The 25,921-nt window shown below is 45.2% G+C and carries 29 protein-coding genes and 1 pseudogene; 9 read left to right on the forward strand and 21 right to left on the reverse strand.

The features are described from left to right. Nucleotides 1-274 precede the first annotated feature (274 nt). The 6 genes from spoIVA to HNQ34_RS02440 form a co-directional block, all read right to left on the reverse strand. Nucleotides 275-1,753, reverse strand: a complete 1,479-nt coding sequence (spoIVA, locus tag HNQ34_RS02415) for a stage IV sporulation protein A (protein ID WP_183251130.1) — start codon at nucleotides 1,751-1,753, stop codon at nucleotides 275-277. Between the two features lie 155 nt (nucleotides 1,754-1,908). Continuing rightward, the gene (locus tag HNQ34_RS02420; RefSeq protein WP_183251131.1) at nucleotides 1,909-2,628 is read right to left on the reverse strand and encodes a hypothetical protein; all 720 of its coding nucleotides are present in this window, start codon (nucleotides 2,626-2,628) and stop codon (nucleotides 1,909-1,911) included. 26 nt (nucleotides 2,629-2,654) lie between these two features. Next, nucleotides 2,655-2,858, reverse strand: coding sequence for a DUF2768 domain-containing protein (locus HNQ34_RS02425; RefSeq protein ID WP_183251132.1), 204 nt, complete (start codon nucleotides 2,856-2,858; stop codon nucleotides 2,655-2,657). A 234-nt stretch (nucleotides 2,859-3,092) separates the two neighbouring features. Beyond that, entirely contained in the window at nucleotides 3,093-4,121 is a 1,029-nt protein-coding gene (locus HNQ34_RS02430; protein ID WP_183251133.1) for an NAD(P)H-dependent glycerol-3-phosphate dehydrogenase, read from the reverse strand. Nucleotides 4,122-4,140: 19 nt separating this feature from the next. Next, nucleotides 4,141-5,451: a ribosome biogenesis GTPase Der gene (gene der / locus HNQ34_RS02435; RefSeq protein WP_183251134.1), complete on the reverse strand. Its 1,311-nt coding sequence runs from the start codon at nucleotides 5,449-5,451 to the stop codon at nucleotides 4,141-4,143. Between the two features lie 92 nt (nucleotides 5,452-5,543). Further along, nucleotides 5,544-6,140: a YphA family membrane protein gene (locus HNQ34_RS02440; protein ID WP_458294267.1), complete on the reverse strand. Its 597-nt coding sequence runs from the start codon at nucleotides 6,138-6,140 to the stop codon at nucleotides 5,544-5,546. Between the two features lie 134 nt (nucleotides 6,141-6,274). On the opposite strand from HNQ34_RS02440, the gene HNQ34_RS02445 reads away from it, so the two are divergent. The 5 genes and pseudogenes from HNQ34_RS02445 to HNQ34_RS02465 all read left to right on the forward strand — a co-directional run bounded on the left by HNQ34_RS02445 (nucleotide 6,275) and on the right by HNQ34_RS02465 (nucleotide 10,662). Further along, nucleotides 6,275-6,409, forward strand: coding sequence for a YpzI family protein (locus HNQ34_RS02445; RefSeq protein WP_183251136.1), 135 nt, complete (start codon nucleotides 6,275-6,277; stop codon nucleotides 6,407-6,409). A 150-nt stretch (nucleotides 6,410-6,559) separates the two neighbouring features. Beyond that, entirely contained in the window at nucleotides 6,560-8,134 is a 1,575-nt protein-coding gene (locus tag HNQ34_RS02450; RefSeq protein ID WP_183251137.1) for a spore germination protein, read from the forward strand. Next, nucleotides 8,131-9,242 (forward strand): annotated as a pseudogene (locus HNQ34_RS02455) (GerAB/ArcD/ProY family transporter). Before HNQ34_RS02450 ends, HNQ34_RS02455 begins: the two are co-directional and overlap by 4 nt. After that, nucleotides 9,239-10,438 (forward strand): Ger(x)C family spore germination protein, encoded by a 1,200-nt coding sequence (locus HNQ34_RS02460; RefSeq protein ID WP_312856081.1) that lies wholly within the window; start codon nucleotides 9,239-9,241, stop codon nucleotides 10,436-10,438. The pseudogene HNQ34_RS02455 and the gene HNQ34_RS02460 overlap by 4 nt, the downstream one beginning before the upstream one ends. Then, nucleotides 10,438-10,662: a hypothetical protein gene (locus tag HNQ34_RS02465; RefSeq protein ID WP_183251139.1), complete on the forward strand. Its 225-nt coding sequence runs from the start codon at nucleotides 10,438-10,440 to the stop codon at nucleotides 10,660-10,662. The genes HNQ34_RS02460 and HNQ34_RS02465 overlap by 1 nt, the downstream gene beginning before the upstream one ends. Nucleotides 10,663-10,724: 62 nt before the next feature. Here HNQ34_RS02465 and fni read toward each other — a convergent pair whose 3' ends face one another. The 9 genes from fni to prsW all read right to left on the reverse strand — a co-directional run bounded on the left by fni (nucleotide 10,725) and on the right by prsW (nucleotide 18,317). Continuing rightward, on the reverse strand, nucleotides 10,725-11,774 hold the full coding sequence (fni, locus tag HNQ34_RS02470; RefSeq protein WP_183251140.1) for a type 2 isopentenyl-diphosphate Delta-isomerase: 1,050 nt from the start codon (nucleotides 11,772-11,774) through the stop codon (nucleotides 10,725-10,727). Nucleotides 11,775-11,786: 12 nt separating this feature from the next. Further along, the gene (gene rpsA / locus HNQ34_RS02475; protein ID WP_183251141.1) at nucleotides 11,787-12,944 is read right to left on the reverse strand and encodes a 30S ribosomal protein S1; all 1,158 of its coding nucleotides are present in this window, start codon (nucleotides 12,942-12,944) and stop codon (nucleotides 11,787-11,789) included. Nucleotides 12,945-13,075: 131 nt separating this feature from the next. Then, nucleotides 13,076-13,663 (reverse strand): lysophospholipid acyltransferase family protein, encoded by a 588-nt coding sequence (locus HNQ34_RS02480; RefSeq protein WP_183251142.1) that lies wholly within the window; start codon nucleotides 13,661-13,663, stop codon nucleotides 13,076-13,078. Further along, a complete protein-coding gene (cmk, locus tag HNQ34_RS02485; RefSeq protein ID WP_183251143.1) occupies nucleotides 13,663-14,331 on the reverse strand; it encodes a (d)CMP kinase in 669 nt (222 codons plus the stop codon). Before cmk ends, HNQ34_RS02480 begins: the two co-directional genes overlap by 1 nt. An 84-nt stretch (nucleotides 14,332-14,415) precedes the next feature. Continuing rightward, entirely contained in the window at nucleotides 14,416-14,598 is a 183-nt protein-coding gene (locus tag HNQ34_RS02490) for a DUF5359 family protein (protein WP_183251144.1), read from the reverse strand. 52 nt (nucleotides 14,599-14,650) lie between these two features. Continuing rightward, entirely contained in the window at nucleotides 14,651-15,322 is a 672-nt protein-coding gene (locus tag HNQ34_RS02495; protein WP_183251146.1) for a flagellar brake protein, read from the reverse strand. A 74-nt stretch (nucleotides 15,323-15,396) separates the two neighbouring features. Continuing rightward, nucleotides 15,397-16,740, reverse strand: a complete 1,344-nt coding sequence (ypeB, locus tag HNQ34_RS02500; RefSeq protein WP_183251148.1) for a germination protein YpeB — start codon at nucleotides 16,738-16,740, stop codon at nucleotides 15,397-15,399. A 17-nt stretch (nucleotides 16,741-16,757) separates the two neighbouring features. After that, complete coding sequence (gene sleB, locus HNQ34_RS02505; RefSeq protein WP_409978347.1) at nucleotides 16,758-17,549, reverse strand: spore cortex-lytic enzyme; 792 nt, start codon at nucleotides 17,547-17,549, stop codon at nucleotides 16,758-16,760. 93 nt (nucleotides 17,550-17,642) lie between these two features. Continuing rightward, nucleotides 17,643-18,317, reverse strand: coding sequence for a glutamic-type intramembrane protease PrsW (gene prsW, locus HNQ34_RS02510; RefSeq protein ID WP_183251152.1), 675 nt, complete (start codon nucleotides 18,315-18,317; stop codon nucleotides 17,643-17,645). A gap of 93 nt (nucleotides 18,318-18,410) precedes the next feature. Between prsW and HNQ34_RS02515 the strand changes: the two genes are divergently transcribed. Beyond that, entirely contained in the window at nucleotides 18,411-19,382 is a 972-nt protein-coding gene (locus HNQ34_RS02515) for an asparaginase (protein ID WP_183251154.1), read from the forward strand. 25 nt (nucleotides 19,383-19,407) lie between these two features. On the opposite strand, the gene HNQ34_RS02520 is transcribed toward HNQ34_RS02515, so the two are convergent. The 6 genes from HNQ34_RS02520 to HNQ34_RS02545 all read right to left on the reverse strand — a co-directional run bounded on the left by HNQ34_RS02520 (nucleotide 19,408) and on the right by HNQ34_RS02545 (nucleotide 24,706). Continuing rightward, entirely contained in the window at nucleotides 19,408-20,388 is a 981-nt protein-coding gene (locus tag HNQ34_RS02520; protein WP_183251156.1) for a YpdA family putative bacillithiol disulfide reductase, read from the reverse strand. A gap of 69 nt (nucleotides 20,389-20,457) precedes the next feature. After that, nucleotides 20,458-21,735 (reverse strand): Glu/Leu/Phe/Val family dehydrogenase, encoded by a 1,278-nt coding sequence (locus HNQ34_RS02525; protein WP_183251158.1) that lies wholly within the window; start codon nucleotides 21,733-21,735, stop codon nucleotides 20,458-20,460. A gap of 247 nt (nucleotides 21,736-21,982) precedes the next feature. After that, nucleotides 21,983-22,576, reverse strand: a complete 594-nt coding sequence (locus tag HNQ34_RS02530) for a genetic competence negative regulator (RefSeq protein WP_183251159.1) — start codon at nucleotides 22,574-22,576, stop codon at nucleotides 21,983-21,985. Between the two features lie 123 nt (nucleotides 22,577-22,699). Beyond that, on the reverse strand, nucleotides 22,700-23,542 hold the full coding sequence (locus HNQ34_RS02535) for a MerR family transcriptional regulator (protein WP_183251162.1): 843 nt from the start codon (nucleotides 23,540-23,542) through the stop codon (nucleotides 22,700-22,702). Next, nucleotides 23,529-24,302, reverse strand: coding sequence for a metallophosphoesterase (locus HNQ34_RS02540; RefSeq protein ID WP_183251163.1), 774 nt, complete (start codon nucleotides 24,300-24,302; stop codon nucleotides 23,529-23,531). Before HNQ34_RS02540 ends, HNQ34_RS02535 begins: the two co-directional genes overlap by 14 nt. An 8-nt stretch (nucleotides 24,303-24,310) precedes the next feature. Next, nucleotides 24,311-24,706: a hypothetical protein gene (locus HNQ34_RS02545; RefSeq protein WP_183251165.1), complete on the reverse strand. Its 396-nt coding sequence runs from the start codon at nucleotides 24,704-24,706 to the stop codon at nucleotides 24,311-24,313. A gap of 107 nt (nucleotides 24,707-24,813) precedes the next feature. Here HNQ34_RS02545 and HNQ34_RS02550 point away from each other — a divergent pair, with 107 nt between their 5' ends. From HNQ34_RS02550 to HNQ34_RS02560, 3 genes are read left to right on the forward strand one after another with little or no spacing between them, the layout of a single operon-like run. Continuing rightward, nucleotides 24,814-25,044 (forward strand): spore coat associated protein CotJA, encoded by a 231-nt coding sequence (locus HNQ34_RS02550; RefSeq protein WP_183251167.1) that lies wholly within the window; start codon nucleotides 24,814-24,816, stop codon nucleotides 25,042-25,044. Next, nucleotides 25,041-25,301, forward strand: a complete 261-nt coding sequence (locus HNQ34_RS02555; protein ID WP_183251168.1) for a spore coat protein CotJB — start codon at nucleotides 25,041-25,043, stop codon at nucleotides 25,299-25,301. The genes HNQ34_RS02550 and HNQ34_RS02555 overlap by 4 nt, the downstream gene beginning before the upstream one ends. Before the next feature lie 19 nt (nucleotides 25,302-25,320). Next, nucleotides 25,321-25,890, forward strand: coding sequence for a manganese catalase family protein (locus HNQ34_RS02560; RefSeq protein WP_183251170.1), 570 nt, complete (start codon nucleotides 25,321-25,323; stop codon nucleotides 25,888-25,890). Nucleotides 25,891-25,921 lie beyond the last annotated feature (31 nt).

Here is a 25,921-nt window from a genome sequence, read left to right on the forward strand (position 1 = left end):
TTTTTCCTATTTCTATACATATTCAAGCGATATTAAATTGTCGACATGCCTATCTTAAACGATTCATCGGCATAATTCAACATCTTTTCAGCAAATCAATGCAATTTAGTCACATTTCACCAAAGAAACTAAGTTTTGCTGATAAAAGATTATCATATGTCTTACATGTTCGCAAGAAGAAATCCTTGTTTTTCAAGGCTTTTATCTATTTTTCTCGAAAAATAGTCGTCTGCTCCCATGACAAGCAAAAAAGACCCCGAATCGGAGTCCGCAGTTATAAAATAATGGCGATTAATCCTCCCGAACCTTCGTTAATGATGCGCTCGAGCGTTTCTTTCAATTTATAGCGGGCGTTTTCCGGCATCAGAGCAAGTTTCGCTTGAATGCCTTCGCGCACGATCGAGCTAAGCGAGCGGCCAAAAATATCGGAATTCCAAATCGAAAGCGGATCATCTTCAAAATCTTGCATGAGATAGCGGACAAGCTCTTCACTTTGCTTTTCCGTTCCGATAATTGGCGCAAATTCAGATTCGACATCGACTTTAATCATATGGATGGACGGTGCTACTGCTTTTAACCGCACGCCAAACCGCGAGCCTTGGCGAATGATTTCCGGTTCATCTAAGCTCATATCGGAAAGCGCCGGAGCCGCAATGCCGTAACCTGTCTGTTTCACCATTTTGAGCGCATCAGCAATTTGATCATATTCCGCTTTCGCATGGGCAAAGTCTTGCATGAGCTGAAGCAAATGGTCTTTGCCACGAATTTCGACACCGACGACTTCTTTTAAAATTTGATCATACAAATCATCCGGCGCATATAAATCGATTTCCGCTACCCCTTGCCCCATTTCGATGCCAGCAAGGCTTGCTTTTTCGATAAAATCATATTCGCCAAATTGCTGGACGACGCGGTCGACGTCGCGAAGCCGTTTAATATCTTTCACCGTATCTTTTACCGCTTCTTGATAGCTTTCACGAAGCCAATGATCTTCACGAAGAACCATCACCCAGCTCGGTAAATTGACATTCACCTCTAACACCGGAAATTCATATAATGCCTCACGAAGTACGTTGTAAACATCCGTTTCACGCATGCTTTCCACGCTCATCGCCAGCACCGGAATGTCGTACTTTTCGCACAATTGCTGGCGAAGCGCCTCCGTTTCCGGATGATGTGGGCGGACGGTATTGATGATCATAATAAATGGTTTCCCGACTTCTTTTAACTCTTGAATGACCCGTTCTTCTGCGTCGACGTAGTTTTGCCGCGGAATTTCGCCAATCGTCCCGTCTGTCGTGATAACGACACCGATTGTCGAATGTTCTTGAATGACTTTTCGCGTGCCGATTTCCGCCGCTTCTTGAAACGGAATCGGCTCTTCATACCATGGCGTGTGAACCATGCGCGGGCCGTTTTCGTCTTCGTATCCTTTTGCGCCCAGCACCGCGTAGCCAACGCAATCGACGAGGCGAATGTTCACTTCCAATCCGTCATCGACTTTTACTTTGACAGCTTGGTTTGGCACAAATTTTGGCTCTGTTGTCATAATCGTTTTGCCGGCGGCGCTCTGCGGCAATTCATCTTGCGCACGCGCCTTATCCGCTTCATTTCCGATATTTGGAATAACGACAAGTTCCATAAATTTTTTTATAAACGTGGATTTTCCGGTTCGAACAGCACCGACTACGCCTAAATAAATATCGCCGCCCGTTCGTTCTGCGATATCTTTAAAAATGTCGACTTTTTCCAAATGACTCCCCTCCAGTCTTTGAGTCGTTGAGGCCAGTTGACCCATGCGAATATTGTAGGACACTATATGAATATGATGTTGTCCTATTCATTTATGACTAAAACAAGAAAAAAATCCCTTCTCTAGAATATATTCATGAGAGAAGAGATCATAACTTATTTCGTTAAAAAAACCGGTTCATTATGCGCATCGACTGTATACGGAAGGGAGTAAGCAGGAACAAACAGTGAATCTTTCACTAATAGATCACGAATATCATCACCCGGCTTGTACGAATGTTTCGTTTTTTTCAATGCTTCATATAAATCGATACGGTAATCGACATAAACGTCCCCGTTATAATCAATGACAAACGGCAAGTTGTTCCCGGAAAACGGACTTATGGCATAGGGTGGTTCTTTATATCCTAGCTTTTTATAATCGAGCGTAAAAATTCCTTTGGCAATCATTTTTTTAAACGGCGGATATCCGTACGAGTCGCGATACATTTTTAAGCGCAAGTTGATATCGCGAATTTGTTCCGCTATGCGTAAATCAAGCAGTTTAACGGTCGGGTTCGTTTCGGCATTAACGATGACGTATTGAAAAACACCCCCGCTTTCAAAGGCGTTGCCCGGCGGCTCTTGCATATAGCGCGGGATCAGCCTTTGAAAATCGATCGGATATTTTTGATAAATGGGCGTTTTCATATCGCGCGTTTTGATCGGCAACAATCCTCCGGTCGCTTTGCGATATTGATTGACCGCCTCTTGCACGCTGGCCACTTGGTCTTTATACGGAATTTGATTTTGCTTTAATCGCTCGTCCGGATACAAACATCCAGACAACAACAACATAATCACGCTAGCGACAACCCATCGAAAAGCACGTTTCATATAAACTCCATCCTTTTACTTGTCCATTATTGTGGCGTTGGTCCGCTAAAAACAACGAAAATAATGATGATTCCGGCTAAAATCATTAGTATATACGCAATGAATGCTAGCACCACTTTAACGATTTTGTTTTTTGCTTTATAGCGGCTAAAATAAATCGAAAAAACAGAAATAAACATAAATGCCATCGAAGTCAGTGCAATCCACATTTTCGCTAACGCTGGCGACATTTCTCCCCCCCCCTTTTTCGACAATTATTATACAAGATACCTACGAAAAGCGGAAGCGAGCGCTTAACCAATAAAATAGCTGTAAAAAGACTTAAATTTTATACTTGCAAAAAAAACTGAAGTAAAGCGGGGCTCTTTACTTCAGTAAACTAGATACCCTTTGTCCGGAAGTTCAAGTCTATGATTGTTCGCCATATTGTATGCACGGACAAAGCCCACTGCATCGTCGAATGCCTATTTTCCTAAAATATTGACCAAATCTTCCATTTCATGCGTTTTGACGCGCGCCATGAGAGAGTCTGCCCCTTCTTTCGGGTCTTTGCCGTTAAACAATACATCATAAAGCACTTCCGTAATCGGCATTTTCACACCGAGTTTTTGCGCGAGCTGATAGGCGGCTTTTGTCGTTCGCACTCCTTCGACAACCATCCCCATACTCTCTAGCACTTCGTCAAGCGGCTTCCCCTTTCCAAGCAAATGTCCCGCCCGCCAGTTACGCGAATGAACGCTCGTGCACGTGACGATTAAATCGCCGATTCCTGTCAATCCAGAAAACGTGAGAGGATTGGCGCCGAGTGTGCAGCCTAACCGCGCAATTTCAGCAAGCCCTCTTGTCATGAGAGCCGCTTTCGCGTTATCGCCATAGCCTAATCCATCGGTAATACCTGCGGCAAGGGCGATAATGTTTTTGAGCGCCCCACCGATTTCAACACCGATTAAATCCGGATTCGTATAGACGCGGAAGTATTGCGAGTTCATAAATAAATCTTGGATGCGTTCCGCCGCTTTCATATTTTTTGAAGAAACGGTTACTGTCGTCGGATGGCGCAAACTCACTTCTTCGGCATGGCTCGGTCCTGATAAAATAACAACATCTTGTAAAAGCGAACCCATTTCTTCTTCAATAATTTCCGAAATGCGCTTATGCGTATCCGGCTCGATTCCTTTGCTGACGCTGACGATCGTAATCGGCTGTCGAATGCATTCGCGCACCTTTTTCAGCACGTCGCGAATCGCTTTCGTCGGTACGGCAAGCACGACCGTTTCGATTGATTCCAGCGCCCCGCAAAGGGACAAATAACCAACGATCGCTTCAGGCAGCTGAATTCCCGGCAAATACTTTTCATTCGTTCGCTTATGATTAATCTCTTCGATCTGCTCCGGGCGCTGCCCCCACAAACGAACGGCATGCCCATTATCAGCGAGCACGATCGACAGCGCCGTTCCCCAGCTTCCTGCTCCTAACACCGCAATTTGTTCCACCCTATATCACTTCCTCATTTTATTTTCTCGGCCTCGCAATGAGTTTAATCGGGGTGCCTTCAAAACCGAACGCATCACGAATACGGTTTTCTAAAAAGCGTTCATACGAAAAATGCATGAGCTCTGGATCGTTGACGAATACGACAAACGTCGGCGGCTTGACCGCTACTTGGGTGACGTAGTAAATTTTCAGCCGCTGACCATTATGCGTCGGTGTCGGATTCATCGCCACCGCATCCATAATCACTTCGTTCAATACGTTCGTTTGCACGCGCATCGCGTGGTTTTCGCTCACCATTTTTACAAGCGGCAACAATTTATGTAAGCGCTGCTTCGTTTTCGCCGATACAAATAATATCGGGGCATAATCGAGAAATTGGAAATGGTCACGAATTTTCCGCTCAAATTCGATCAACGTTTTATCATCTTTTTCAACCGCATCCCATTTGTTGACGACGATCACGACGCCGCGCCCAGCTTCGTGAGCATATCCGGCAATTTTTTTATCTTGTTCAATAATGCCTTCTTCCGCGTTGAGCACGACTATCACGACGTCAGATCGTTCAATCGCTTTAAGCGCGCGCAATACACTATATTTTTCAGTCGTTTCATAAATTTTTCCTCTTTTTCGCATTCCGGCCGTATCGATGATCACATATTCTTGTCCTTCGCGCGTAAACGTCGTGTCAACTGCATCGCGCGTCGTTCCGGCAATATCGCTGACGATGACGCGCTCTTCACCTAAAATCGCATTCACAAGCGACGATTTGCCAACGTTCGGACGGCCGATTAAACAAAACTTAATCACATCATCTTCATAATCTTCTTCGCTTCGCTTCGGGAAATGCTGGGCGACCGCATCCAACAAATCACCAAGCCCTGTTCCGTGCGATCCGGAAATCGGATACGGCTCGCCAAATCCGAGCACATAAAAATCGTAAATGAGATCGCGCATGTCTGGATTATCAATTTTATTGACTGCTAGCACGACCGGTTTGTTCGAACGGTGCAAAATTTTGGCGACTTCTTCATCTGCCGCTGTCACACCATCGCGTCCGTTCGTCATAAAAATAATAACATCCGCTTCATCGATGGCGATTTCCGCTTGCTGGCGGATTTGCACGAGTAGCGGCTCATCCCCGATATCAATCCCGCCTGTATCAATAATATAAAACTTATAATTTAGCCATTCTGCGCTGCTGTATATTCGATCCCGTGTCACTCCTGGTACATCTTCAACAATCGAAATACGCTCGCCTGCAATTCGATTAAAAATCGTTGATTTGCCGACGTTCGGACGACCAACAATCGCTACCACTGGATTGGCCATTGTATCACCCTTTCTTTTCATCATTGCGGCGAATCAAAAACACAGCTGTTTTATTTTATCAAAAACGATGACGCTCAACAATAGAAAGAGCGCTACAACGGCTTATTTCTCCTCATTTGTTTTTGAATCACATCAGCATAGACCGGCATATTTTCAAGCACTGACCAACCGACCAAGCACGCACAAGAAAGCGATAGCACATCAAAAAATGAAAGCGAACCGATCGTATATGGAAAAACTCCCTTTACTGCCGCGGCATACACGATATCGCCTTGACAGCTTCCAACGATCATCGATAACATTCTGACCGCTAAATCGTGATGTAACATTAAACTGATAACGACGATCACAATCGCTATCATCCATCGTTCATCCATCCACACCCAAACCGGATCCACAATTGCAAGCAAGCGGAAAGCAGCGTACAAAAACGCAATGGTCATCGTCGACACAAACATATAACCGAACTTCCAACCGCTGTTTTGGCTGACCACATATAATGACACGAAAAGGAGAAACAAAAAAGAAAGCGTGACAGAAAAAGTCCCCATCACCATGCGATAGGTGGAAAAAATGATCAATAAAAGAACACTAGCCGCAAAAAACGTGCGCCGTTTCGTCTTTTTCATCAAAAACGTCGCCCATATCCAACATACCCATGAACACCAATAAAAATAAGACCCTTCCATCCCTACACCTGCTTCCCTGTTTTCAAACTCCTAACAATTCCATTATTTCATATTTTCAAAAAAATAATCTTGTATAGAAGAAGAAAAACGTAGAAAGACTAATGACGACATGAAAGAAAAAGGAGGAATTGTCCATGGGAAAAGACCGTCAAGAGAAAAAATTAAAAGAATCGCGCCGCGTCGAATCGGATCGTGACCCGTCCGTCGCAAACAAAGGCGCCACACGACTCGAAACACCAGACGATGCAAGAGAGCGCAATCAACATTAACCATTCCCGTCTCCGTTCCTTACAGGCGATCAAACGTTGACTCGTTTGGGCGCCTTTTTTTATACGTTTCCTTCTTCTAAAAGATTATTTTACCGCTAAAATGGGAAAACTAGCGATAAACATATGGAGCGTTAGAAAGAAGGGATGTAAATGCGTTTTTTTAAGAAAAACAGTGCACAAAACCTGCACATAGAACACCAACACGAGCAACTACACGTTCTTTCTTTCGATTTAAAGCAAAACATGCAAGTGTTACAAAACGTCTATGACAATTGCATGGACGTCGTTTTTCACTCGTTTCAAATCGGTGGAACGACAAACGCGGCGCTCATTTATATCGACGGCTTCGTAAACATCGAAGAACTTGATTCGGTCGTGCTTCCTTCTTTAATGAAGCACCCTTTTTCCAATATATCAATCGATATCGATCGTCTACTCGAACAAACGTTGACCGTTTCAAAAACAAAAAAAATACAAACGATCGCCGAATGTATCGAGCATATTTCTTCTGGCAGCGCTGTTTTGCTTATTGACAGCCAAAACAAAGCGTTCGCTTTAGGCATATCGAAATGGGAAAAACGTTCGATCGAGGAACCAACGGGAGAGTCAACCATCCGCGGACCGCGCGAAGGATTTACGGAATCACTTGGAACAAATCTTTCATTATTGCGGAGAAAAATTAAAAGTCCGCAGTTAAAAATGAAAACAATGAAAATTGGAACGTATACGCAAACGGAAGTGGCGATCTCTTACATTGAGGAAATTGCCAGTCCGACGTTGCTTGAAGAAGTCGAAGCGCGGCTTCATCGCATTAATATCGACGGCATTTTAGAAACGAGCTACATTGAAGAACTAATCGAAGACAATCCATATTCTCCGTTTCCGCAAGTATTAAATACGGAGCGTCCGGACGTCGTAGCGGCGAACTTGCTAGAAGGCCGTGTCGCCATTTTACAAGATGGCACTCCTTTCGTGATAATTGTGCCAGTTTCATTTTATTCGTTGCTGCAGTCAAGTGAGGATTATTATCATCGCTCGTTAATTGGGACAGCCATTCGCTGGTTGCGGTATTTATTTCTTTTCATATCGCTTTTACTACCATCATTGTACGTGGCTATTCTCACCTTTCATCAAGAAATGGTACCAACTTCTCTATTATTTACGATGTCTGCTTCGCGAGAGCTCATTCCGTTTCCTGCTCTAGTGGAAGCGTTAATGATGGAAATTGTATTTGAAGCGTTGCGGGAAGCAGGGGTGCGCCTTCCGAAGCAAGCAGGAGCAGCGGTCAGCATCGTCGGAGCGCTCGTCATCGGACAAGCGGCCGTTCAAGCTGGAATTGTATCCGCTCCGATGATTATGGTCGTCGCCTTAACAGGAATTGCATCGTTCACGATACCGCGCTATGCGGCTGGAATTGCGTTGCGCATGTTGCGCTTTCCGATGATTTTTTTGGCTGGGTCATTAGGACTGCTCGGCATTATGCTTGGCATCTTGCTCATACTGACTCATATGGCGACGCTTCGTTCATTCGGCGTTCCGTACTTATCGCCGATAGCGCCGATGCAAGGACGCGAAATGAAAGATGTGCTCATTCGTGTACCTTTATGGAAACGAAATACACGTCCGCGTTTAACAGGAACGAAAAATATCACCCGACAAAGTCCCGAGCAAAAACCGAATCCGCTTGACGGTGATGACAAAATGGAAAAAGGAGGAGGAGCATGATGGAAAAAGGAAAAATATCGGCAGTACAAATGGGAATAATAATGCATCCAGCCATCACCGCCACCGCCATTTTATTAGTTCCCGCTATTACCGCCCATGATGCGAAACAAGATATGTGGATATCTCCGTTTTGGGCGTCACTTGTCGGTTTTTTGACAGTATATATCGCCGTTCAGTTGCATAACCGTTATCCGCAAAAAACAGTGATCGAATATAGCGAACAAATCGTTGGAAAGTTTCTCGGAAAAATCGTTAGTTTCATTTTTTTATTTTTTTATTTGCATGTAACTGGAATTATTGTTCGCGAATATGGCGAGTTTATCGTTGGTAATTTTTTTGTTCGCACACCACTAATCTTTGTGATGGGAAGCATGATTTTCGTATGTGCGTTTGCAGTTCGTGGCGGTGTAGAAATAATTGGAAGACTTTCAGAACTAATCGTTCCGATCGTAATGACCATCATTCTTTTTTTATTATTCTGTTAATTCCTGATATGAAAATAGCAAATATGCTACCGGTCATGGAAAAAGGATTGCTGCCTTCCATTAAAGGAGCGGTGACGCCACAAAGCTGGTTTAGCGAATTTTTTCTCATTTCCTTTTTGCTTCCGTACGTCGCCGATCGAGAAAACGGACAAAAATGGGGGATGATCTCGGTAACAGCTGTCTTATTCACGTTATTCCTCGTCAATATATCCGTTCTTTTCGTGTTAGGCGGAATTACAGCTCGCTTCGTTTATCCTGTTATGAGCTCAGTCCGGTACATTAGCCTTGCCGATTTTCTCGAACATCTTGAAGCGTTTGTGATGGCGATTTGGGTCGCAGGAACATTTTTAAAAATTGCTATATTTTATTACGTACTAGTGCTTGGCACAGCGCAATGGCTTCATTTGTCAGACTATCGTCTCATCGTATTTCCAATCGGCTTTTTATTGCTTTTATTTGCCGTGTGGGTCGCGCCTAATTTAATGGAATTATCCCATTTTTTAGGAACAACAGCCCCGTTTTATTTGAGTTCTGTCCAAACAGCGTTACCTCTTCTGCTTCTACTGATCGCTAAATGGCGAAAGCAGCCGAATACAAACGACATGAGAGTGGAACAATCGTGAATTGGATTAAGCGATGGAAACAAGCTTTTATTTTTCTTTTAGTTGGCATACATTTTCTCATATTAAGCGGCTGCTGGGACCGAACAGAGTTAAACGATTTAGCGCTCGTCACAGGGATCGGCATTGACCAAAAAGGAAAGTATGTTATGCTGACCGGCCAGCTTGTCGTTCCGAAACAGCTTGGAGCCGGAACGGCAATGAGTGGAAGCAATATCGGAGGAGGAGGAGCAACAATCGTTCTATCAGGAACTGGACGGACAATAGCGGATGCCATTGCCAACTTGCAAGAAAAACTGCCGCGCCGCATCTTTTGGGGGCACGTTAAAGCGATCGTGTTCGGGGAAAAAGCGGCAAAAGCGGGCATTCGGCAACATCTGGATTTTTTAAGCCGCCAGCCGCAAACGCGCCTTCGTTCCAACGTATTAATTGCCAGCGGAACGGCAAAAAGCGTGCTTGAACTGCTTCCACCGATCGAGCAAAGTTCTGCTGAAGTGTTGCGAGAGTTATCTAAATCACAAATTTTATTGAACGTCACGCTGAAAGATGCTTTGCAAATGCTCAGTAGTGACACTGGAGCAGCCGCATTTCCGATGGTAAAAAGGCTGCCTTTAGAAAAAGGGAAAAAAGAACTGGAAACAATTGCATTTATTCAACGCACCGCCATCTTTAAAAAAGATAAAATGATTGGATCAATTGATGATAAATTGACGCGCGGCGTGCTCTGGATTCGAAACGAAATTAAACAAGCGAATATTACCGTTTCGATCAAAGGAACGAAAGGAAAAATTACAGCAACAATCATTCGGGCACATGCTGAATTAATTCCGAAATATGAAAAAGGGAAATGGAAAATGATTGTGAACATAACGTCAGAAGACGATATATTACTAAACGGAACGAATTTGAGTTTGTACAATGAAAAACATCTTCATATGCTGGAAAAAGAATTGGCTCATACAGCGACCGCCCGGGTAAAAGCGGCGCTGCAAAAAGTGCAAAAAGAAATGAATGCTGACATTTTCGGATTTGCCGACGAATTTCACCGCGCCTACCCAAAAGAGTGGAACCGCGTGAAAGATCGGTGGGACGACATTTTCCCGACCGTTGAAGTCGTGGTGAAAACAAAAGCATACGTCCGCCGGCCGGGCATGAACGCCGCTCCACAAGGGTTTCCGGAACAAGAGGTGAAAAAGTAATGAAGCTCGGGTTTATTTTCGGTATCGTTATGCTCGTTACATGTATTTGGGCATTCGAATGGCCGCGGTTCAAACGTGCTCCGAAAAAAGAAAAGACCGTATTCGCCATTTTATTAGGCATGGGGGCGGCATTGGCCATCGTATTGTTATACTACCCCGACATTCCCGGCCCGACGCAACTGATCGACTATATTTACAAATCGCTCGGGCGGAGGCTTGAATAATAGGAAGCGGAGGCGACTGCCTAGCCGAAGGCAGATAAAAAGCTGACTTTTAGGTCAGCTTTTTATCTGCGGCTATACGCTTTCGTATCAAATCCCCGCTCCGTCAACCAATGATGCGTATCGCCGCGAATGACGAGAGGAACGCTCTGCAGCTCTTCGATCGTTTTAGCGCCAAGAGCGGTCATCAACCGCACGAGGTCCGTATGCCACGCCTCAATTAAAGCAACGACCGACTCCATTCCTCGTCCGACAAGCTCTTGCAAAAACGGGCGAGCGACACCGACGGCATTCGCTCCGAGTGCAATCGCCTTGGCCGCATCGAAAGCGGTGCGAATTCCGCCGCTCGCGATCACTGCAACAGATGGAGCACCTTGCAATACTTCCACAATCGAAGCGGCGGTTGAAATGCCCCAGTCATTAAAATATGAGATCATCTCTTCACGCCGTTTGTTTTCAATGCGCGCAAAATTCGTTCCGCCAAAACCGCCGACATCAATTAGCTTCACCCCAACGTTTACAAGCTGCAACGCCGTTTCTTTGCTGATGCCAAAACCGACTTCTTTGACGATCACCGGTACGCCGACATCGCGAACAATTCGCTCAATGCGCGCTAGCGCCCCGGTAAAATCGCGATCCCCTTCCGGCATGACGAGCTCTTGCACGACGTTAAGGTGAATTTGCAAGCCGTTTGCTTCAACCATCTCAACCGCCCGCTTCGCTTCATCCACGGTCGCTTCGCTGCCAATGTTGGCAAAAATGAGGCCGTTCGGATTCACTTGACGCACAATTTCAAACGACGGACGTTCACTTGCATCTTTCACCGCCGCCATTTGCGAACCGACAGACATGGCGATGCCGCATGCTTTCGCCGCTTCTGCCAATCCTTTATTAATGTCAAGCGTCGCCTGCCCTCCTCCGCCCGTCATCGCATTGATAAAAAGAGGCGAACTTAATGAAAGTTCGCCTAAAGTTGTATGCAACTTCACATCATTTGTCCGGATGCCAGGCAGGCTTTGATGCACAAACACGATGTCATCGAACCCGTTTGCGCCTTCTTGCTCGAGCAAAAGCGCATGTTGAATATGTTCGAGTTTCCGTCTAGCCCTGTTCACTATCTATCACCATTATTTTAATTTCTTTAATTGTTCACCGATCACTTCACCGAGCTGGAATCCCGTTGACTCAGCCGGCTTTGTATATTGGCTGTAATCTTCTTCAACAGACGTTTCTCCCATTAGTTCGCGCATGCTTAATGAGATGCGGCGGTCCGCTTCATTCACTTCCAACACTTTCGCTTTCACTTCATCGCCCTCTTTTAACACTTCGTGCGGCGTACCGATATGCTTGTTCGAAATTTGTGAAATATGCACAAGTCCTTCGACGCCAGGGAAAATTTCGACGAACGCGCCAAACGGTACAAGCCGTTTCACTTTTCCAGTGACGACATCGCCAAGAGCTAACTTTTCCGAAATTCCTTCCCACGGCCCCGGCAGCGCTTCTTTGATTGACAGCGAAATGCGGCCGCTCTCTTCGCTCACGGACAGCACTTTCACTTTCACTGTTTCACCTTCTTGAACGACTTCGGACGGATGGGCGACGCGAGCGTGTGAAAGCTGTGAAATATGTACGAGTCCATCAAAGCCGCCAATGTCGACAAACACGCCGAAATCGGCAATGCGGCGCACCGTTCCTTCAAGCACTTGTCCTGCTTTGATATTTTGGAACGCTTGCTTCCGCTTTTCTTCCTGTTCTTGTTCTAAAACCGCACGATGCGATAAAATAACGCGATTTTTCTCACGGTCTAATTCGACGACTTTCACTTTCAGCGTGCGGCCTTTATAGTCGGAAAAATCTTCAACAAAATGTGTTTCCACAAACGACGCCGGAATGAATCCTCTCACGCCGACATCCGCCACAAGTCCGCCTTTGACGATGTCTTTCACCACGACATCAAACGCCTCGCCGCTTTCAAACTTCTTCTCTAACTCTTCCCAAGCGCGATCGGCATCGACCGCTTTTTTCGATAAAATTAACAATCCTTCGTCTTCGTTTTCGCCTTCCTCTACTTTTTTCACTTTTGCTGTAATCTCGTCGCCGACGGAAACGGCATCGCTCGTCTTTTCGATGTGAAGGCTTGAAAGCTCGCTAATCGGGATGAGGCCGCTTTGCTTGCTGCCTTCAATGTCGACAAGCACTTGCTTGTCTTCGACTTTCACCACTTTTCCGCGAACGAGATCACCTACCTTATATACGTTTACTTCCACATTCATGTCCTCTACCATTCAAAACCCTCCTTCGTCAACTACCCACATGGCTAAAGCACGACCATCCGGAAAAACGTACCGATTTTTCCACAAGGCCCACTTTTCTATTTATTATACCATATTTTTTCAAAAAGCATGTATTCGGATGCTTATTGATATGCATCTAATAGCGCTTGAATATGGCTCATAATATATTCCGTCGCTTCTTCCGGCGATGCTTTCCGCTCGCGCAATGAATCGATCGCAATCGGCGCACCGTATACGACTTTCAATTTTTTTAGCGGACGGTACGGGCCGATAATCGCGCAAGGAACGACTTGGGCGTCGGTCCTAAGCGCAAAAAATCCAACGCCGGACAGTCCTTTTTTCAGCTTTCCGTCTTTGCTTCGCGTTCCTTCTGGAAAAATACCTAACACATGTCCTTGTTTTAATACCTCTAACCCTGTTCGCAACGCTTGGCGGTCGCTCATGCCCCGCTTGACAGGAAACGCGTGCAATGGCGGAAGTAGCTTTTTTAAAACCGGTACGCGAAACAGCTCTTCTTTTGCCATAAAATAAATCGGTCGTGGAGCGGTAATGCCAACGATCGGAGGGTCAAGGTTGCTAATATGGTTCGAACAAAGAAGCACGCCCCCTTCTTTCGGAAAATGTTCTATACCGATCACTTCCACACGGTAAAGCGGCTTTAAAACGCTCGATACAACTCCCTTCGCAAACGAATAAAAGTCCAAAGCCATCAAATCCTTTCATTTACGATTTTCATAATCTCGTTTACGACATCGTCAATTGATAAAGAAGTGGTATCAATTTCAACGGCATCTTCTGCTTTTTTAAGCGGTGCAACTTCCCGCTCGGAATCGATTTTGTCGCGACGAGCGATTTCTTCCTTTAACGTTTCTAAATCTGAGGCAAACCCTCTGGCGATATTTTCCGCATGACGGCGCTTTGCCCGCTCTTCAACAGATGCTTTTAAAAAAATTTTCACTTCTGCATGCGGAAGAACGTGCGTGCCAATATCGCGCCCATCCATCACTACGCCGCCTTGAGCTCCTAATGCTTGCTGGCGCGCCACCATTTCTTCGCGCACAAGCGAATGCTTCGCCACGAACGAAACGTTATTTGTCACATCTTCACTGCGAATGACGTTCGTTACATCTTCCCCGTTGACAAATACACGTTGTCCGTGTTCAGACGGTTTCAATTCAATATATGTATTGCGCAATAGTTGCAATAGCGCCTGTTCATCGTCCACATCGATTCCTTTTTGCAAAGCGAGATAAGTGAGCGCCCGATACATCGCTCCCGTATCAATGTAAAGATAAGAAAGTTTTTCTGCCAGCTTTTTGGCGACCGTGCTTTTTCCTGCTGCAGCCGGTCCATCAATGGCAATCGATATTTGCTTCATAAAACCTCCTAATAATCATCCGTATTTTTTCAAAGAAAAAAGCAGGAGAACCCTGCGTACTTCGATGATATTTTATCATATGAATTATGAACGGTCGACGGTTGTTTCGATCGTTTTCGTCTTTTCTTGTTTTGTGACCCCTTCGTATTCATACACTTTCGTGACGTACGGCGCAAGCGGTGTGTATAAAAGCAAACATTGCGCGAGCAATAAAAAGAGAAATTGAACGATCACGATTTTGATCAAGACTCGTTCGATTTGTTTCATCCAGCAACCGCCTTTTCGTTTTTGCTTTTATCCTTCCACATTTTTCTTTCGGTTATTCTTGTATCCCTTCTTCTTTTTTCCGCATTTCCAATTGTCTTTCAAAGCTGTAACGGATCAATAGCACGCGCTCTTTTGGCTCCATCGTCAAAAATTGCAGTGATGCTTTATACACATGGCTCCCTTCTGCTTGGAAAATGCGCACAATTTTCGCCGGCACTTTTATATAATGGTAATCGCCTGATTTCATATGCAAAACAAGCCATGCTTCGACGACCGTTCCTGGAAGAATCGTCGCCGCTCGCTCTGGCAACACGATCGCGGCGCCCCCTGCGCTTATATCAGTCGTCATCGTCGCAAACGGCAAAAACTCGCCGTGAAGCGGATGGATCGCTATATCGACATTCGCTTCGACGCGAACATATTGGCGGCGCTGAATGCGAACAAGTTGATCATCGCCCGGATACGAAAGGACAATCATCGGGATCGGATCGCGCACTTTCCCTTTCACTTCCGTATCGAATAAATAAAGGCATTCATCTTTCCCAACGAAACTCGCTTTAAATTGCATGCCGTTGATTAAATACACTGTTTTCCCCGTTTTTTTATTGACCGGATAATCGATATGTATAAGATCCGGAAAGATTTCGACCACTTTGCTTTTGTATTCGTGCACTTCTTTTTCATTTCTCGATTCAAGAATTAGCGTATCCCCAATTTTAATCATCTGTTCTCCCTCACATTTATCCATCTCTTCTTTATATTTAAACAAAAAGGAAAAGCTCTTGACAAGCTTTTCCTTCAATCGTACGTGCGCTCTGCGTTTTGCAGTTTATCGACTTTTTCTTCGATGCCGTTTTGCGCATTGATGAAAATTTGATACGTATCGTCTCCTAATGTGCCTAAAAATTCATAACAAAGCACTTCTTGATTTAAGTTGTTCGTAATGACCGCTTGGCGCTCTTCCATTACTTTGACGTTCGGATTGAGCTTCGCTTTCGCCTGCGCAAGCGAAATCGCCGGTTTCGGAAAATGATGCACGACAGGAGACGATAAGTAATCGCGGGCGGAAAAACCGACAACTGTTCCGTCATCTAGCGCCACCTTCATTTTAATCGCCTCCGGATATATGCGAACGCCCCGCTCATTTATGACAAACGTTAACACCGCAATATTGTCATATTGCGTGCTGTCATAAAGTTCGACATTCGTAAAACGATGCTTCTTTAAGAAATCCATCCCTTTTATGCTTGCTTCATGCAAGCTGATCGCTTGTTTTTTAATCGGACGGTTATCAATCACCCAAATCGGATAACCGCCTTTTTCGGTAATATCCATATATGTTTCGGTTCTCGTTTTCGGATCGTAAATCGTTAAGCTATAAAAGCGGTCATCCGCTCCTTTGCCGCTGCGAACTACTGTGATTTTCTCTGTTCCTTTGAGTCCTAAAAACGATGTGGCGATCGCTTTTGCTTCTTCTTTTGTAATCCGCTTTCCTTGCGCCCGAATAAATCCTTTTTCTCTGTTCGTAATGCTTGTAAATGTCGGCGCAAAATCGGTCGTTTCGGAAAATGATTCGACATTGTTTTCGACCGCTTTAAATCCATCAATGATCGTATTATCACTCGGCCGATTGTTCGTTGCCAGCGCAAGTTCCACATCCATCCAGCGCAAATTGTTTTTTAATACTAAATGCTGCACGTTGCGAAGTTCGTTTTGAATATCTGCCGATTTTTGGTAAAGCGTCTGGAGCGTTTTATATTCTTCTTTTGTCAGCGGCTCTTTTTCCAAATCGCGAACGGCCGTGCGGTAGCTGAACGCACCGATTTGCGACAAAAATTGCTGCGTTTTATTAAAAGGAAGAAGAGAAAGCGGCAGCTGTCCGACATCGGAATGCGCTTCAGAAGCGATGCGCCATACTTCCGTAAGCGCCGGAGATAGCGATACTTTCGAATTCATCGCCAATGTCGTGCCGATTTGATCGTGCAATAAATCGATTTTGTACGTCAAATCGTGGAACGCCCGTTGGTAGTTGTTCTCGGCGTGCACTAAAATCGCGTTTTTTTCTTGATGTTCCCGATATCCCCAATACGCCGTTCCGACGATGCCAAGCGATAAAAAACCAATAAGCAACACCCGTAACATATTGATCACCTGCCTTTTTATTTAGAAAAAATATGCTTTCCGATTCGCTTAATTTGTGGACGGCTCCAAATCCACCCGTTCGTTGCCGTATTCGGGTTAAAGTAATAAATCGCCCCGCCGGAAGGATCCCAACCGTTAATCGCATCCAACACCGCTTTTTTCGCTGTTTCATTCGGCGTCAGCCAAATTTGTCCGTCAGCAACCGCCGTAAATGCTCCCGGCTGAAAAATCACCCCGGCTATGCTATCTGGAAACGACGGATGCTCGAGGCGGTTTAAAATGACCGCCGCTACCGCCACTTGGCCAATGTAAGGTTCGCCGCGCGCTTCACCATATACCGCGTTTGCCATTAATTGAATATCATTTTGCGAAAACCCTTTTGGAATGTTTGTCGCTGTCGCTCTCCCAGACGATGCGGCTTTTTGGTTTCGGTTCCCCTCCCGTTTCACCTGCTCGCTTAACGGTTTCCCGCCGTAATGGGTAAAGGAATTGCCGTTTCGAATTTGTTCTTTTACAAACGATTCATAATACTTCGACACTTTCACAAGTTTTGCTTTCGTGCTTTCGCCGACTAATCCGTCCACCGGCAGTCCGAACTTATACTGAAAGTTGCGCACCGCCCAATATGTACCCCAACCAAAAACCCCATCAATTTTCCCGTTGTAAAACCCGATATATTGCAGTCTCGCTTGCAACTCAATGACATCGTCGCCAACCGCCCCACGCTGAATCACTTGACTCGAAAACGCGTGTACTTCCTTCGTAGACCATTCATACGTCCATAAAAAAATGACTAAACATACAATCATTCGCCAGCGCATTCATAACCCTCCTTCATCGATCTGGCTATATCCGTATTTTTCGCCTAAATTGCCTTTTTATGCAAAAAAAAAAGCCAAGCTTTACGCTTGACTTTTCATGGAAGGAACGATTGAGTTGGCATACATTCCTTTTGCTTGCTTTACTTTTCGTAGCGCCATCCACCATAACATAAGCATAAACGGCACCATATAATAAGCCCACTTTTCTTGCGTAAGCAAAATAAAGTCATACGTGCCGTGCAACAAAAACGGTAAAACAAAAGAAAGCACTAAGTAAAAACGCTTTCGCCCTTGAAATTTCGCTTTTCCGATATAAAAGCCCATCATCACTGCAAAGAGCGCATGGCTGGAAACTGGCAGAAGCGCTCTTGTGACGGCAAACTCGACACCGTTGGCAAGTAAATAAAGAATGTTTTCGAGCGTTGCAAACCCGAGCGACACGCTGGCGCTATAGACGATGCCGTCATACGGTTCATCGAACTCGCGATGGTCAAAAATAAAAAAGTACACGACAAACCATTTGACAAACTCCTCAAGCAAACCGGAAGATAAAAACGCCTGCGCCCATTTGGAGGTCACGACCCCTTCGAGCTGTAGGACATGCTGAATAAACATAATAGGAAACACGAGAATCGCACCAAATATAAACGTGCGCAATACGAGCGACAGCGGCTCGGTTTCGTATTCGTCTTTTAAATAAAAATAGCTGAGTAGCGCCACACCTGGGGCAATGCCAGCAGAAATAATCGTAAACATATAAATCCCCGTTTCCATCTGTTTATTATATGGTAACATAAGATTATCACAATTGAGAATAACCTTTCGCTCAACGCATGGAGGGAATACAGCATGAAAAAAATTTTAATTATTCATACTGGCGGAACGATTTCGATGAAAGAAGATGAAAAAACAGGTGCTGTTCAACCGGATGAGAAAAATCCGCTTCATGACACGACACCCTCGCTCATGAACCTCGCAGATCTTCACGTTGAAGAGCTGTTTCATCTGCCATCGCCGCATATCACGCCGATGGAAATGCTTGTATTGCGCAATAAAATCGAAGAAAAAGTGACAAAAGAAAAAATCGAAGGAGTCGTGATTACGCACGGGACGGATACGTTAGAAGAAACGGCCTACTTTCTCGATTTAACCGTGCAAGCGGACGTGCCGATCGTCGTTACCGGAGCAATGCGCTCAAGCAACGAAATCGGCGCCGATGGGCTGTATAATCTCATCTCTTCCGTTAAAGTCGCCGCAAGCGATGAAGCGCGCGGCAAAGGGGTGTTAGTCGTCTTAAATGATGAGATTCACACGGCCAAAAACGTCACAAAAACGCACACTTCAAACGTGGCGACCTTCCAAAGTCCGCAATATGGGCCGATCGGCATTGTCACTAAGCGCGGTGTGTTTTTCCATCACGCGCCGACGAAACGAGCGACATATCCGATCGAACGCATTTCTAAAAACGTCATATTATTAAAAGCGTATGCCGGCATGGATGAAAGCTTGTTTCGAGCGATTCAAACGCTACCTTTAGACGGCGTCGTTATTGAAGCGCTAGGGCAAGGAAACCTTCCGCCAAGGGCTGCCAAAGGCGTCTGTTCCTTGTTAGCTGCCAACATTCCTGTTGTCCTTGTTTCTCGCTGCTTTAATGGCATCGTCCAAGACATATACGGCTATGAAGGCGGCGGCAAACAGCTGAAAGAAATGGGTGTCATCTTTTCCAACGGATTAAGCGGGCAAAAAGCGCGCATTAAGCTGCTTGTGGCGCTTGAAATGACGAACGAGCCGCAAACGTTGCAACAAGTATTTATGGAATAAGCATCCGCATAATACTAAAAGCCGATCAGCGCTGATCGGCTTTTTCCCGTTTCACAATACAAGCTGCAATTTGCTCCCCGTGAAAGCGGCCGTTTTCAATAAAAATTTCGTTCGCGTCATTTCCTGCCGCGATGACACCAGCGATAAAAATGCCACGGACGTTCGTTTCCATCGTTTCATGGTCGTAAAGCGGCCGGCCGGTTTCTTCATCAATGCCGACTCCCATCGTTTTTAAAAATTCATGATCCGGATGATACCCTGTCATTGCAAACACAAAGTCGTTTTTAATTTTCTTCACTTCATCACCGACTGTATAAATGACCGCATCTTCCGTAATTTCTTTCACATGGGCGTTAAATTCCATTTGAATAACCCCCTGCCGGACAAGCGAATCAAATTCCGGTAAAATCCATGGCTTAATGCTCGACGAATACGCGCTGCCCCGATACAAAACGGTTACGCGTGCACCCGCTTTGACAAGTTCTAACGCCGCATCGACGCTTGAGTTTTTCCCGCCGATAACGACACAATCCGTGTTGTAGTATGGATGCCCTTCTTTAAAATAATGTGTCACCTTCGGCAATTCTTCTCCCGGCACGTTCATGTAGTTCGGATGGTCGTAATATCCAGTCGCAATAATGACATAGTCGGCTTCGTATTTGTCCTTTGCCGTTGTTACGATAAACTTCCCATTCGCTTGTTTCTCGACCGCTTCTACTTTTTCAAACGTATTGACACGAATTTGCTTGCGTGTCACGACTTCACGGTAATAAGCGAGCGCTTGGTTTCGCTTTGGTTTCCGATTTTCGGTGATGAATGGAACACCGCCAATTTCTAACCGATCGCTTGTGCTAAAAAATGTCTGATGTGTTGGGTAATGATAAATCGCATTCACAATATTTCCTTTTTCTATGACTAATGGCTTGTAACCAACATCTTGCAACGCTATTGCCGCAGCAAGTCCACAAGGCCCGCCGCCAATGATGATGATTTTTTCGAATTTCATGGCTTTCCCTCCTAACAGCAAAAAATCCCCTACCGTAAACATGATAGGGGATTTTGCCGCAGATTGCAATTAAATCCAACCGCGGAAACGGCACGCCTCTGCCATTTTTCTAACGCCGACCATATATGCCGCAAGGCGCATGTCAACGCGACGAGTTTGCGCCGTTTCATATACGTTATTGAACGCTTTGACCATCACTTTTTCTAATTTTTCTTCGACTTCTTCTTCCGACCAGTAATAGCCTTGGTTATTTTGCACCCATTCGAAGTAAGAAACTGTCACACCGCCAGCGCTTGCGAGTACGTCTGGAACGATTAAAATGCCGCGCTGCGTTAAAATTTCTGTCGCTTCGAGCGTCGTTGGACCGTTTGCTGCTTCGACGACGATTTTTGCTTTAATGTTGTGGGCGTTTTCTTCTGTAATTTGGTTTTCAATCGCTGCCGGAACTAAAATGTCGCACTCTAGCTCCAGCAATTCTTTGTTCGTAATTGTATTTTTAAATAGCTTCGTGACTGTTCCGAAGCTATCGCGACGATCAAGCAAATAATCAATATCCAATCCGTTTGGATCATATAGCGCACCGTACGCATCGGAAATACCGATGACTTTCGCACCGGCATCGTGCATAAATTTCGCTAAATAGCTTCCCGCATTTCCGAATCCTTGAACGACGACGCGAGCTCCTTCCAATTCAATGCCCCGCTTTTTCGCCGCTTCCCGAATGCAAATCGTTACCCCTTTAGCTGTTGCTGTTTCACGACCGTGTGAACCACCCAACACAAGCGGCTTTCCTGTAATGAATCCAGGCGAGTTAAATTCGTCAATGCGGCTATATTCATCCATCATCCACGCCATAATTTGCGAGTTTGTAAAGACGTCTGGCGCCGGAATGTCTTTTGTCGGGCCGACGATTTGGCTGATCGCACGAACGTAGCCGCGGCTTAACCGCTCTAGCTCGCGGAACGACATATTACGCGGATCACAAACAATGCCGCCTTTCCCCCCGCCGTATGGCAAATCGACAATGCCGCACTTTAAGCTCATCCAAATCGACAGAGCTTTCACTTCTCGTTCTGTCACGTTTGGATGGAAACGAATGCCCCCTTTTGTTGGTCCAACCGCATCGTTATGTTGGGCACGGTAGCCGGTAAAAATTTTCACAGTACCGTCATCCATGCGCACAGGAATTTTCACTGTCAGCATGCGAATCGGTTCTTTCAACAACTCGTATACCTCTTCTGGATATCCGAGCTTTTCCAACGCTCTATGTATGACGATTTGCGTTGCTTTTAAAACGTCGTGCTTCTCTTCATGCTTTTCCTCGCTCGTATGCTTGTCGGCTACCATACGTAAACCTCCCATACAACTCACTTTTAATGATATTGTCCACCTTTCATGTCATAGTATACACCTTCCTTCTGTTTATGCAAAGCAGAAAAAATCGATTTTTTAGAGGGAACTCCTTATTTTGTAATCGCTTTCATCGTTTTTATGCTAACAAATTTTTCAGCGTGCTTATTCCTATTCATTCACGCATAATGTTTTCTAAAAAAATAAAATCAGCCCCCACTAAACAGAGGGAGCCTAGGGCAAATTAGCGAGTCGGAAAATAACGAACAAGCTGTTCAATCGCGCGATGGTTCATTAATTTTTTTCCGTATTCCGCCACACGATGAATCGTAATCGTCGACGGACTGCCGAACTCAGCTAAGATGGCAATAAAATCATCGGTTGCAATCGGCGGTTCTTCTGATACGTGCAAATAAAAGCGTTGATTATATGAATACAGCGTGCCGTCTGCGCAGCCGATTGTCGACAGACGATGAGCTAACTGAATCACATCTTCAAACGTTTGAAATTCGTAAAATATATCTTCGCTCTCATCGAGCGTCACTTGCATTTCAATATAATCGTCATCAGTGAACTCTTCGTCGATGTCGAAGTCTTGGTCCTCGCTCGTTACGATCACAACCATTCCCTGTGCCGGTAAAGAGTAGACTTCCACCGCAATAGACCCGTTCACTTCAAAGCCGAGTTCTTCGCTTGCTTCCTCGATCATGTCGCGAAATAATTGTTGTACTTTAAACGTATCTTTCCATAAATCGTCCTTTGTCAAGCCACGATCCATTAAATCGTCAAACGTGAGGAAAATTTTAATTTTATTGTGGGTTAAGCGTTCCAAGCGCATCAACACCCCTCCTTACCTACACAGCACTTTTCTTATGTTCATTGTATGAAAGAAACGGCAAATGGTTCTATTGTTATTATTGAGTTTACATCGTTTTTGGTGATTTAGACAAGCATAATATGCTTATATATGCAGTTTTTTCTCCCATTCCATTTTCGTCTTTCCAATATAGAGCGGATGATGTTCTGCCCCTTCGCCGATAAGGCCGATCGAAACATCAGGAACATGTCGCCCAATGAACAAAATCCATTCGCTCACCCGTTCAATTGACGATGGATCCGTACAAATGGTAAAAAGAAACGCCGGCCGGAGTTGTCCGATCGCCGCCAGCACATCCGTTTCGGCTACGTGCTCTCCTATATAAATGACGCGGCAGCCCTTTAAGCGAAGAAAAACAGAAAATAAAAGCAGCGGCAGCTCGTCCGTTTCATCAGGACCCACAATTGACAGCGCAGTAGAAGATGAAGAAACGACCGGAAAAGTCGTCAGCATCATGCCAAGTTTATATGTTAAAAGCGAACGAGCAAACTGCCGGTGAGCGCTCGTCAGCTTCCCGCCACGTTCCCATTGATTGAGACGGGATGCAAACAACGGAAACCAATCACACACCACTTTTTCTACGCTATATAAGCTAAACCAATGATCCCACACTTGCTGCAGCTGTCGGTCATCAAACGAAACCACAGCCTGCAGCCACTCTGCGAATCGGTCGTCCGCTTCCGCGTACGACGATTCCGCTTCCTCCAACAGCGCAACAGCTTGGCGGATCGTCAACCCTTCTTTCGTTTTCGCGACAATTTTTTTTAACAGTTCCACTTGCGCATCTGTATATAAACGATGACCGGATTCACTTCGCACTGGCGCGATCATCTGGTAACGCCGCTCCCACATGCGAAGCGTCCCCGGCGGAATTCCAAGCATATTCGACACCGCTTTAATGTTGTATTTTCCTTTATGAGCGGTCATCTTCCTCACCTCGTCGGATCGTAATCAAATTTGTTTCCGCCGGCGCGCCGAAACGAAGTGGAAGATTCGTTGTTCCGTATCCGTTGCTTATAAAAACGGTCGTTCCGTTCACTTGCTTGACGCCGCCTTTTTCATAAAGTCCGAAACTCCCAAAACGAATTTGTCCCCCGTGCGTATGTCCGCTTAATACGAGCGAAATGCGATGCTCAGGACGAATCGCTCGAACAATTTCTGGATTATGGCAAGCGACGATGCGAAACGCCGCATCATCCGCATCCAATAGCGCTAAATCAAGACGGGCGCGTCGTTTGCTAATATCGTCTACGCCTATAAGGGCCACTTTTTCCCCTTTTTCCGATTCAAACATCACTGCACAATTATCTAATATGCGTACCCCTTCGTGCAATAAAAGCGCATCAAGCTCGTGATAATCCGCTTCATAGTCATTGTTCCCCCACACAAAATATACCGGACCAATTTGCTTTAACCGTCGAAGATTTTCTTTGACGCGCGCAAACGGCACCCCTTTTTCCATCAAATCCCCGCCAATTAGCACAAAATCTGCTTTTCCTTCCACTTTCTCAATAATTTCCTCGGACACTTTCCGACGGTGAATGTCCGAAATAAAAAAGATGGTCAACGCCCGAACGCTTTCCGGAAAATCCGCCAATGCTAACTCTACAGAAACGACGCGGTTTCGGTGCGCTTCCCACCACATATAAACGACAAAGCATAATAAAAGAAAAATAGCAACAAACATAGCTCCTCCTACAAAAGCTTTTTATAACGGCGGCTTCCCGCAAAATCTATCGATATCATACCATAGACAACGGAAAAAATGAAAAATAAGAGCGCAAGACGCGCGTTTAACTGAAACAGCCAGTAAAAACTTCCGATGATCCCGCAGCTTGCGAACCATTCCCTAAAGTGGGATGTTTGCTTCCATATGAAGCGAATCATTCCTTCGATAAACGTCCGAATCACGGCTGCATTCGCCAAAAAGCCGACAAAAAAACAAATCATCGCTAAAAAAGAACGGAGCGGACGAAATATAAAATCGGTAATAAAATTGGCCCACACAAACGGAGTCACGTTCGGTACCCATGAAATCATTAAATAGCCGCATACACTCCCGATCGCGATCAAGAAAAGTTGACGGCGCATGGAACCCCCCCTTCCTTTAGATGTATTCATAAAAATGAAAGGAATGAACAAAAAAAAACGGTCATAAACATAGACTGAATCTTTGTTTTACAAAGGAGGGGTTATGTGTGTTTACGACACGCAAACAATACGAACCGTACGCAAGCCCGTTTGATCCGTGCATGCCAATTCGCGTCAAAACGTACGTTACGCCACCGAACCTTTACGTCGGCTTTCAACCGCCGAACTTGCCGCAATTTCCTCTTCATGAAGCATTAAAAAAAGGAACGCTTTGGAAAATGTTTTACGATCCGTATTACAGCCCGTATGAAATGAATATCAAAGGTGATCATCAATGAAACAAATGCCAAAAGAATATTATGAACTTCTCGAACAGCTGCAAACCGTCGATTTTGCCTTAGTCGATTTGACGCTTTACCTTGATACCCATCCAAACGATTATCAAGCGATTCAGCAATTCAACCAGCTCTCCCAACAACGAAAGCAGTTGAAAAAGCAATACGAAACGACATACGGCCCTCTCCAACAGTACGGAAACAGCTACTCAAACTATCCTTGGAACTGGGATGACACTCCATGGCCTTGGCAAGTATAAAATCGAGGGGGAAATGAACATGTGGATTTATGAAAAAAAGCTGCAATATCCGGTACGCGTCAGCACATGCAACCCGAAGCTAGCCAAATACTTAATCGAACAATATGGCGGCGCGGACGGCGAGCTCGCAGCCGCACTTCGCTATTTAAACCAGCGCTATTCCATTCCGGATAAAGTGATCGGACTGTTAACCGATATCGGCACCGAAGAGTTTGCCCATTTAGAAATGATTGCAACGATGGTGTATAAATTAACAAAAGATGCAACACCTGAACAGCTGAAAGAAGCAGGGTTAGACGCCCATTATGTCAATCACGACCACGCCCTCTTTTATCATAATGCCGGCGGCGTACCGTGGACGGCGGCGTACATTCAAGCAAAAGGCGATCCGATTGCCGACTTATATGAAGATATTGCCGCCGAAGAAAAAGCGAGAGCGACGTACCAATGGATCATTAACATGAGCGACGATCCCGACTTAAACGACGGACTTCGCTTTTTGCGCGAACGCGAAATCATCCATGCGCAACGGTTTCGAGAAGCGGTAGAAATTTTAAAAGAAGAGCGTGATCGCAAGAAAATTTTTTAATGATGGGAAAATAGCTGAATGGCACCGTTCA

The sequence above is a fragment of the Anoxybacteroides tepidamans genome (genome assembly GCF_014201465.1).
GTDB classification, from domain to species: domain Bacteria; phylum Bacillota; class Bacilli; order Bacillales; family Anoxybacillaceae; genus Anoxybacteroides; species Anoxybacteroides tepidamans.

What these genes read in the sequence shown, in the direction of transcription:
- HNQ34_RS02515 (WP_183251154.1), top strand. Translation starts at nt 18,411, where the DNA reads ATGAAAAAAATTTTAATTATTCATACTGGCGGAACGATTTCGATGAAA.
- HNQ34_RS02555 (WP_183251168.1), top strand. Translation starts at nt 25,041, where the DNA reads ATGAAACAAATGCCAAAAGAATATTATGAACTTCTCGAACAGCTGCAA.
- HNQ34_RS02465 (WP_183251139.1), top strand. Translation starts at nt 10,438, where the DNA reads ATGAAGCTCGGGTTTATTTTCGGTATCGTTATGCTCGTTACATGTATT.
- HNQ34_RS02425 (WP_183251132.1), bottom strand. Translation starts at nt 2,858, where the DNA reads ATGTCGCCAGCGTTAGCGAAAATGTGGATTGCACTGACTTCGATGGCA.
- HNQ34_RS02545 (WP_183251165.1), bottom strand. Translation starts at nt 24,706, where the DNA reads ATGCGCCGTCAACTTTTCTTGATCGCGATCGGGAGTGTATGCGGCTAT.
- HNQ34_RS02560 (WP_183251170.1), top strand. Translation starts at nt 25,321, where the DNA reads ATGTGGATTTATGAAAAAAAGCTGCAATATCCGGTACGCGTCAGCACA.
- HNQ34_RS02520 (WP_183251156.1), bottom strand. Translation starts at nt 20,388, where the DNA reads ATGAAATTCGAAAAAATCATCATCATTGGCGGCGGGCCTTGTGGACTT.
- HNQ34_RS02525 (WP_183251158.1), bottom strand. Translation starts at nt 21,735, where the DNA reads ATGGTAGCCGACAAGCATACGAGCGAGGAAAAGCATGAAGAGAAGCAC.
- HNQ34_RS02420 (WP_183251131.1), bottom strand. Translation starts at nt 2,628, where the DNA reads ATGAAACGTGCTTTTCGATGGGTTGTCGCTAGCGTGATTATGTTGTTG.
- ypeB (WP_183251148.1), bottom strand. Translation starts at nt 16,740, where the DNA reads ATGTTACGGGTGTTGCTTATTGGTTTTTTATCGCTTGGCATCGTCGGA.
- HNQ34_RS02495 (WP_183251146.1), bottom strand. Translation starts at nt 15,322, where the DNA reads ATGATTAAAATTGGGGATACGCTAATTCTTGAATCGAGAAATGAAAAA.
- HNQ34_RS02440 (WP_458294267.1), bottom strand. Translation starts at nt 6,140, where the DNA reads ATGGAAGGGTCTTATTTTTATTGGTGTTCATGGGTATGTTGGATATGG.
- HNQ34_RS02535 (WP_183251162.1), bottom strand. Translation starts at nt 23,542, where the DNA reads ATGACCGCTCATAAAGGAAAATACAACATTAAAGCGGTGTCGAATATG.
- rpsA (WP_183251141.1), bottom strand. Translation starts at nt 12,944, where the DNA reads ATGGTAGAGGACATGAATGTGGAAGTAAACGTATATAAGGTAGGTGAT.
- der (WP_183251134.1), bottom strand. Translation starts at nt 5,451, where the DNA reads ATGGCCAATCCAGTGGTAGCGATTGTTGGTCGTCCGAACGTCGGCAAA.
- HNQ34_RS02480 (WP_183251142.1), bottom strand. Translation starts at nt 13,663, where the DNA reads ATGGCTTTGGACTTTTATTCGTTTGCGAAGGGAGTTGTATCGAGCGTT.
- HNQ34_RS02450 (WP_183251137.1), top strand. Translation starts at nt 6,560, where the DNA reads ATGCGTTTTTTTAAGAAAAACAGTGCACAAAACCTGCACATAGAACAC.
- HNQ34_RS02490 (WP_183251144.1), bottom strand. Translation starts at nt 14,598, where the DNA reads ATGAAACAAATCGAACGAGTCTTGATCAAAATCGTGATCGTTCAATTT.
- HNQ34_RS02540 (WP_183251163.1), bottom strand. Translation starts at nt 24,302, where the DNA reads ATGTTTGTTGCTATTTTTCTTTTATTATGCTTTGTCGTTTATATGTGG.
- prsW (WP_183251152.1), bottom strand. Translation starts at nt 18,317, where the DNA reads ATGTTTACGATTATTTCTGCTGGCATTGCCCCAGGTGTGGCGCTACTC.
- cmk (WP_183251143.1), bottom strand. Translation starts at nt 14,331, where the DNA reads ATGAAGCAAATATCGATTGCCATTGATGGACCGGCTGCAGCAGGAAAA.
- sleB (WP_409978347.1), bottom strand. Translation starts at nt 17,549, where the DNA reads ATGATTGTATGTTTAGTCATTTTTTTATGGACGTATGAATGGTCTACG.
- HNQ34_RS02530 (WP_183251159.1), bottom strand. Translation starts at nt 22,576, where the DNA reads ATGCGCTTGGAACGCTTAACCCACAATAAAATTAAAATTTTCCTCACG.
- HNQ34_RS02445 (WP_183251136.1), top strand. Translation starts at nt 6,275, where the DNA reads ATGGGAAAAGACCGTCAAGAGAAAAAATTAAAAGAATCGCGCCGCGTC.